Origin of the sequence: Pelosinus baikalensis (assembly GCF_020819555.1) — a bacterium.
In the GTDB taxonomy this organism is placed as follows: domain Bacteria; phylum Bacillota; class Negativicutes; order DSM-13327; family DSM-13327; genus Pelosinus; species Pelosinus baikalensis.
Map to the genome: position 1 here is coordinate 1 of NZ_JAJHJB010000082.1, position 7,624 is coordinate 7,624.

10 protein-coding genes and 1 pseudogene are annotated in these 7,624 nt (G+C 37.2%); 4 read left to right on the forward strand and 7 right to left on the reverse strand.

Features of this window, described 5'->3' with window-relative positions:
* The first annotated feature begins 47 nt into the window (after positions 1 to 47).
* Positions 48 to 1,328, forward strand: coding sequence for a recombinase family protein (locus LMF89_RS26020; RefSeq protein ID WP_369412718.1), 1,281 nt, complete (start codon positions 48 to 50; stop codon positions 1,326 to 1,328).
* Here LMF89_RS26020 and LMF89_RS24720 read toward each other — a convergent pair.
* The 5 genes and pseudogenes from LMF89_RS24720 to rnhB all read right to left on the reverse strand — a co-directional run.
* A pseudogene (locus LMF89_RS24720) lies at positions 1,309 to 2,364 on the reverse strand (YifB family Mg chelatase-like AAA ATPase); the annotation flags it as partial. The gene LMF89_RS26020 and the pseudogene LMF89_RS24720 sit on opposite strands and share 20 nt — an antisense overlap.
* Before the next feature lie 17 nt (positions 2,365 to 2,381).
* A complete protein-coding gene (locus tag LMF89_RS24725; protein WP_229537473.1) occupies positions 2,382 to 2,939 on the reverse strand; it encodes a UbiX family flavin prenyltransferase in 558 nt (185 codons plus the stop codon).
* A 38-nt stretch (positions 2,940 to 2,977) separates the two neighbouring features.
* A complete protein-coding gene (locus LMF89_RS24730) occupies positions 2,978 to 3,337 on the reverse strand; it encodes a YraN family protein (RefSeq protein ID WP_229537474.1) in 360 nt (119 codons plus the stop codon).
* Between the two features lie 100 nt (positions 3,338 to 3,437).
* Positions 3,438 to 3,719 carry an EscU/YscU/HrcU family type III secretion system export apparatus switch protein gene (locus LMF89_RS24735; protein ID WP_229537475.1) on the reverse strand — a complete coding sequence of 94 codons (282 nt, stop codon included), beginning with the start codon at positions 3,717 to 3,719 and terminating at the stop codon, positions 3,438 to 3,440.
* A 4-nt stretch (positions 3,720 to 3,723) separates the two neighbouring features.
* Positions 3,724 to 4,500, reverse strand: a complete 777-nt coding sequence (rnhB, locus tag LMF89_RS24740; RefSeq protein ID WP_229537476.1) for a ribonuclease HII — start codon at positions 4,498 to 4,500, stop codon at positions 3,724 to 3,726.
* Positions 4,501 to 4,699: 199 nt separating this feature from the next.
* Between rnhB and LMF89_RS24745 the strand changes: the two genes are divergently transcribed.
* The gene (locus LMF89_RS24745) at positions 4,700 to 5,155 is read left to right on the forward strand and encodes a helix-turn-helix domain-containing protein (protein WP_229537477.1); all 456 of its coding nucleotides are present in this window, start codon (positions 4,700 to 4,702) and stop codon (positions 5,153 to 5,155) included.
* A gap of 71 nt (positions 5,156 to 5,226) precedes the next feature.
* On the opposite strand, the gene LMF89_RS24750 is transcribed toward LMF89_RS24745, so the two are convergent.
* The gene (locus LMF89_RS24750) at positions 5,227 to 5,685 is read right to left on the reverse strand and encodes a PD-(D/E)XK nuclease family protein (RefSeq protein ID WP_229537478.1); all 459 of its coding nucleotides are present in this window, start codon (positions 5,683 to 5,685) and stop codon (positions 5,227 to 5,229) included.
* A gap of 2 nt (positions 5,686 to 5,687) precedes the next feature.
* Positions 5,688 to 6,074 (reverse strand): CFI-box-CTERM domain-containing protein, encoded by a 387-nt coding sequence (locus LMF89_RS24755; protein WP_229537479.1) that lies wholly within the window; start codon positions 6,072 to 6,074, stop codon positions 5,688 to 5,690.
* Between the two features lie 422 nt (positions 6,075 to 6,496).
* On the opposite strand from LMF89_RS24755, the gene LMF89_RS24760 reads away from it, so the two are divergent.
* Positions 6,497 to 7,153: a hypothetical protein gene (locus LMF89_RS24760; RefSeq protein WP_229537480.1), complete on the forward strand. Its 657-nt coding sequence runs from the start codon at positions 6,497 to 6,499 to the stop codon at positions 7,151 to 7,153.
* A 266-nt stretch (positions 7,154 to 7,419) separates the two neighbouring features.
* On the forward strand, positions 7,420 to 7,624 hold a 205-nt coding region (locus LMF89_RS24765), incomplete at its 3' end, for a Ku protein (RefSeq protein WP_304622626.1).

Here is a 7,624-nt window from a genome sequence, read left to right on the forward strand (position 1 = left end):
TGAATGGTGTTCATACTTTGGAGCAATATGGGATAAAGATTAAATCTATGACAGAGCCGTTTGATACGAGTGATCCTTCTGGTCGCTTCTTACTCACGATCCTTGCCGGTGTTGCTGACTTAGAACGCAGCAATATTCTTGATCGACTTTGGCATGGCGCCAATCGAGCAGCACGCAATGGAAAATGGCTTGGTGGTATTTGTCCATATGGATACCATATTGATAAAGAAGGGTTCCTTGCTATTAGTGATATTCCCCTTCCTGGTTTTGATATGTCAGAAATGGATGTAGTAAGATTGGTTTTTCGACTTACCGTAGAACAAAATATGAGTACATATAAAATTGCTGACTATTTAAATGCTCTAGGCCTTCCTACGAAATATGTAATTGAAGGTCATAAAGTCCCAAGTGGCAAACGTAAAGTAAAACTCGCAAGTACATGGTTACCAGGACGTGTTAGAAGCATGATCGTGCAGACTACTTATAAAGGGGTTCATGAGTACGGTAAACGAACTAAAAAAGTAAGAGAATTAATTGAGCGCGAAGTACCTGCTATTGTAGATGAAGATACTTGGAATAAAGCTCAACTTGTATTAAAAGATAATCAACTAGAAGCTGTACGTTGTGCAAAGTATAAGTACTTACTCCGTTCTCTTGTTAAATGTTCACTATGTGGTTTAAATTTCTCTGGAACAGGTTATTCAGACGAAAAGGGAGTACGTACTGGTTATTATGTATGTAATGGAAAAACTTCCTATAGAGGCAAGTTTCTAGGAAAATGCAAAGCTAAAAACATACCTACAGACTGGTTAGATGAAAAGGTTTGGAAAGATTGTGTTAGCTTTATTAACAATCCTGGACAATTAATATCTGACCTTTCACCAGAAATAGAAAAAAGCAATATTTCGATAGAACATGAATTACAGCTGATCAAATCCTCCCTCTCTCAAAAGGATACAGAAAAACAATCCATTCTTGATTTATATAGAAAACAACTTGTAACCGCTAAAGATGTTGAAGAGCAGCTTTCTAAAATTATCAATGAACGAATTGCTCTCGAAGACCGACAGAAAGAATTAAAAAATGCCCTTCTTGCGACTGATGATGAAGTTAATCGCAAAAAGGACATTATTATGCTTTTAAAGGATTTAAGAGATAAACTCTCAGGCGAAATTACATTTGAAACTAAACGAAGCATTGTTAAGCAGCTCGTACGTGAAGTAATTGTTTGTACGGAACATATAGAAGGGAAAGATAGACCAGATGTAAATATACACGTAAAGTTTGTTTTCTCCCAGGTTGTGATGTGCACGGACATGGATTTTTAGCACATAATAGCATAAACCTTGCGGGATAGGAAAAAGAAGCGTTCACTCTAGAAATGGTTACTTGTCCGTCTTCTAAAGGTTGCCGTAATACCTCTAATACGGTTCTGGGGAATTCTGCCAATTCATCTAAGAACAATACGCCATTATGGCTTAATGTTACTTCACCTGGCTTAGGGATGCGTCCACCCCCTACCATACTTGCAGCCGAAATGGTATGGTGTGGGCTTCTAAAAGGTCTTGTGCTTATTAACCCAGTATGAGTAGGCAATAGCTCTGCAATACTATATATTTTTGTGACTTCTAATGCTTCACGAGGTGACATGACTGGCAAAATGGATGTAATTCGTCTGGCTAACATGGTTTTACCTGATCCTGGTGGACCAGTCATGAGCAGATTGTGACCTCCAGATGCAGCTACTTCCAAAGCCCGCTTCGCAACAAATTGTCCTTGTACGTCAGCAAAATCCTCACTATCATTGCTCATTGGAGGAGAAAAAGGTTCTTTCGTTGCAGGGAGCAGTTGAGTGACCTGATTGAGATGTAATACCAATTGCTCCAAAGTCGTTGGTGCATATACTGTTAACCCTTTTACCAGTAAGGCCTCTTGCGTATTATCAGGAGCAACAATCATTTGGTTTATTCCTTGCTCAGAGCAATGAATTGCCATCGGCAATACTCCTGAAATGCCACGCAACTTTCCCTCTAAAGATAATTCACTGACAAATACATACTGTTGATAATGATGTAAGATAATTTGTCCACTGGCTGCCAAGATCGCAATCGCAATAGGCAAATCTAATCCTGAGCTATCTTTTTTGAGGTCGGCAGGTGCGAGATTAATTGTGATACGCCGTGAGGGAAACTCAAATCCAGAATTCTTTATGGCTGCCCGTACTCGTTCTTTTGATTCTCTTACGGCAGTATCAGGTAAGCCAACGATATCTAGCGCTGGCAAACCATTAGATATATCTACTTCTACGGTTATTACAATACCATTTAATCCGATTGTAGTCGATCCAAATGTTTGTGAAAACACAAAGTTACCTCCGAAAATTATTCACCTTGCCATCTGGGAAATAAATCATGGTCAATACCAATGGAATCAGATATTTTGCCAACCATCATATCAATCATTTGGTTTAAAGTAGTAGGACGATGATAAAATCCAGGGCTAGCAGGAAGAATTCTAACCCCTAACTGAGATAGTTTTAACATATTAGCCAAATGTATCGCATTAAGAGGTGTTTCCCGAGGAACAATAATCAATTTCCGTCCTTCTTTTAACATAACGTCAGCTGCACGACTGAGTAAATTATCAGCAATTCCATTGGAAATACTACTTAAGGTCCTCATAGAACAAGGAACTACCACCATCGCATCTGTTTTAAATGATCCACTAGCAATACATGCTCCAATATTCTTTATGTCATGTAAGAAATCTACTTTTTCCTTAATTTCTTGTGGGCTGATGCCACACTCATAATCTAGAACTTGCCAACCATGCTCTGATACTACAGCATGAATTTCACAACCTGCTTCTTTTAGCACTTCAATCAATCTAAGTCCATAAATGGCACCACTAGCCCCAGTAATGCCAACAATAATTCGCATTAAGATTCACCTACCTCCATTTAATAAAAAAGATTTAATCATCTGATAAATGCATTTGTAATATGGTTACACGTTATTTTATTATTTTCATTTAGAAATACCTCGATTACATCAAAGCGACAATGTATATTTGTATTATGTATATATTGAAGATAACAGGACGCAGTATTGATTATTTTTTGCTGTTTTCGATAGGTTACAGCTTCTGCTGGAAAGCCATAAGTAGTATTCCTTCGAGTTTTTACTTCAATAAAAACTAAAATATTCTTTATCCTTGCAATAATATCAATTTCTCCAATTTTACTACGATATTTTCGCTCTACTATCTCATATCCCGCATCGTACAAATAATTTGCTGCAGCTTGTTCTCCAATATCCCCCACTTTACTCGTATTCACAATAATACACCTCGCTACAATATTCCCCGAAAAAAAACAACATCCTGCTATCTTGATGTTGTTTTTCACAAGTAAATAAAATAAAATTATCTTTTCTTATCTAAAATTTGTGCATTTTTTTATCGATATGGTAAATGTATGCCAACACCTCAGCTACAGCCTGATATAATTCAGGAGGAATATCTCGATCTAACTCAACTGCCATTAACATACTGGCTAATGTCTTATTTTGATACACGGGAACCGAATGTTGGCTTGCTGTAGAGAGTATTTTATCAGCCATATAACCAGTGCCTTTGGCTACAACTCTTGGCGCATTCGTGTTGGACTGATAGCTTATTGCAATGGCTTGCTGCGGTTTATCCGATTTTTCTTTATTCATATTTCTATCTTCCCCATGACTTAATAGGCTCGAAACTTCTTCTATGTATAGGACATGGACCAAATTGTTGCAATGCCTTTAGATGTTCTGCCGTACCATAGCCTTTATGCTTTGCGAATCCATATTGTGGAAACTGCTTATCATATTCCCGCATTAAATTATCCCGTTCTACTTTTGCAATAATAGAAGCTGCTCCAATAGAAGCACTAATAGCGTCCCCACCAATTAATGACAGGGAGTGCATTTCTAAATCAGGCAAGGGAACAGCATCAATTAATACGGCATGAGGTCTTTGATGAAGTTCATTAATAGCTTCATACATACCAGATATAGTTGCATTATAAATATTCAGATGATCAATTACATCAATATCTATGACGATATGCTGTACACTAATAGCAACTTCTTTTATCTCATGATACAAATACTCCCGTTGCTTAACTGATAGCTTTTTTGAGTCATTAATAGATGGTAGGTGACAGCCGATAGGCAAGATAACAGCACCAACTACTAATGGACCTGCTAAAGGACCACGACCTGCTTCATCAACACCTGCAATTAAATTATATCCCTTAGCTGCAAGCATTCGTTCCTGCTTATAAAGACCTTGAATACGTTGCTTCTCTAGTAAGTTTTGCTCCTGCCTTTTTTGCCATTTAGTAAATAAGCGAGATACTGAAACTCGCGAATCTTGTTTTAAACTATTTATTATAGCTATTGACAGATTATTTTCTTCTAAAAGTTTAGTAATCTCGACTACTGTCATTTGCTCTACATTCAATATTCTTAAACCTCCAGTGGGCATGTAAATTGAGTATAGTATATATTCTCGCAAAACTTGTTAAATCCTTGTTGGATAATCTTAATAAGCTAATTAAGAAATAATAATTGTTTGTACAGTACACCCTGACGAGAGAGATTGATCAGAAATAACTATTCTTACCAAGTTTATCTTACCCTAAGTTATGATCTACACGGACATGCGTACACATCACAACCTAGATAATACAGTATTTAATGGAAAAGTCGATCAGAATATAAAAATGACAATTGGCGACACCTCCAGTAAGCGTATTAGATGGGCACGAATACAAAAAGGTTGGCTAATCAAGACTCTTGCTGCGAAGGTTGAGATTGCTGCAGCTCATCTAAGTCAGCTAGAAGGAAAAACTACCGGCACGGCAGAGATGAAAACGTTACGCAAGTTGGCCACTGAACTTGAACAGCCAATATGGTTTATAGGTTGCTTTGAAAATATGCCTGAAGATACTTTTTTCGAAAAACTGGAGAAGGCTCGTTGCTATCATGGACATACTAAGGTCGAAATGGCTGAAGAGCTTGGAATTCATGAACGTATTATTTTTAATTGGAAGAAGAAAGAACCTAGTCAAATTATTAAAGAGAAGGTTTTGTTATACTGTAAAATTCTTGATTGAGATTGTTTTTTCCTTTACGCTATAGTATAAAGCAAATCCCTTGGTAATCCAAACTTATCAGGGGATTTATTTTAGCTACATTCATGCTTGTGCGAGCAATATCTACAATAGCTTTTATTATTAGCAGCACAAGCGACCACCTCACCTCCTATCACATTCCAATACCGATAATACAAAGCAATAATTTCTTTTTCCTTCATTAATGATACCTTTTTCATATTTCGATTCTTGAAATGAATAAAACCATAATTAGCAACAGGTCTTTTTTGTGTTGTTTCAACCAATAACTTATATACAGATAGCTGAATAACCTCAGATTCATATATTTGCTGGTTCTCACGGCTTTTGTAATCTCCAACTATCAAAGTACCGTCACGACTTTCCCATACTACATCCGGCTTACCGCACAAAGGTATCGGATCATTTATTTTCAAAAATTGCTCTAACATATATGGTGATAACTTGGGTTTTCGTCTTGAGCGCAACCACCAATAAAGTATAATAACTACAACTAATATAAGGAATGACATGTCTACCTCCAGGATCTAATAAACCAGTGTAATGCTGCACGGATCGGAATCATCAATACAGGATACTTTTCAATTACGATAACTATATATGGCGATATACTATAATATAATGAAGTAATCATTCGCCCAGGGCTGTAAGGTATTAGATGCTTATCCCTAAATTGACGCAGGATATTCGTTTCTATGGAATCGATACCAAAGACTGCTGTTGCAATAAAGCAGCGCTTATCTTTACTAGAGAGCTGGCGATTAAATTGCTCATGTTCATGGTTGCCTCGTTTGATGAATTTTGCAGTAAGTGATGTATCTTCGCCATGATGGTGGTCAAGGTAGACTTGACGTTCACATTTCCCCATCTTGGCGAGTTCTGTGGCACTGGCTTGGCGCATTTGGGACCTCCGAGAAAATAGTATGCTCCTATTATATAGCATTATGGAGAGTTATGTAAAAAGAAGATCCTATATATTTTTCTTTTAACTTATAAAAGCATAGCAAAAAACTCCCTAAGCAACTAAGCCTAGGGAGTTTTATATGAAAGCCACCATTTCCTACAATCTACATTAAGGTAGTAGAAAAATGAAAATTGATACGCATGGCAGGATGAACCTGCACTTAGCTTCGGAGGTCAATCCAGCCCCAATTTACAGTAATATGCAATTAATTATAATACGTAAACATTCGTTCACGTTCGCTCCTAAACCACTCTGGACTATAATTTAGTAATTGAATGCTCCTTTATAATCACGTTTATCTCCGTATGACATATAATATACAAAATATCTTATGTTAAGTATAAGGAGGCTAACTTTTGGTGGATTTCAACTTCGAAGTACCTATGTCAGTGTCAGCCACTCCCCCCTTGCCAAACTACGCCAATGAGAGTTTGAGCAGTTCCCTAGTCTTCGGCAACGACAACGGAACTCCGCGTAGTGTTGATGTGGATTTTCAAGGCAATATTGTACAGATTCCCGCTGCAACCAAACATTCACAGCAAGGAGAGCTTTTTTCAGCAGTTCCAATTAATACCTATTTAATAGGTCTTGAGACTTGTGCAGTACTGCAACTTATAAATCCGGCAAATTCCGGCAAGACATTTCGAATAGAACGGATTATTGGTGGAACCTCTCCTAGTCTTATTACTAACAATACGCTTGTTACTCTAATTGAAATATATAAAAATGGAGCACCTATTCCAATTTCTGACCCTATTACTCCTGTGAATCGGAATTGGGGCTCTCCTAACACTAGCGTTGCCACGGCAAATCTTCAGCTAGTTCCTGTTTTCGCCATTACCAGCAATCTTCTGCAGACTTCCCTCAACACCTTGGGCTATTTCGAGTTTGTTTTTAATGAAGAACTTATTATTCCCAGTAGCACATCCGACCAAAATATTTCAATTGCTTTCATTAACCTCAATCCCAGTGCTGGCATTATTATAACTGCTAGCATCGTTTGGTCAGAAACTTGATGCGCTTATTATGTAGAATCAATTACTGCGTGTATTAAAACATGGAATAAACAAACTCCCTAAATTTATAGGGAGTTTTGTTTATTTCTTGTTTTCCATGAACCACTTCATCATCAAACAAATAAACCTGCTTACCCTTACTGTCGCTTCAATTAGTTTGGAAACTTATACTATGCCCGTAAACAGTGACGCTAATAAGCTTTTATGATATAATAATAACTATTATTATGTAAACTAAATTATTATAACATAGAAAGGGTGATATTATGCGCCCAGTATGGAAAGGTATGCTGTCTTTTGGTCTTGTCAATGTGCCTGTTACAATGATTAAGGCTACCCGCTCTAAAACTATTAGCTTTAATCAACTAAGAAAGAGCGATTACAGTAGAATCCAATACAAAAAGGTTGCTGGTGATGGTGCAGAAGTACCAGCATCTGAAATCGTTAAGGGTTATAAATTGTCTGAGGATA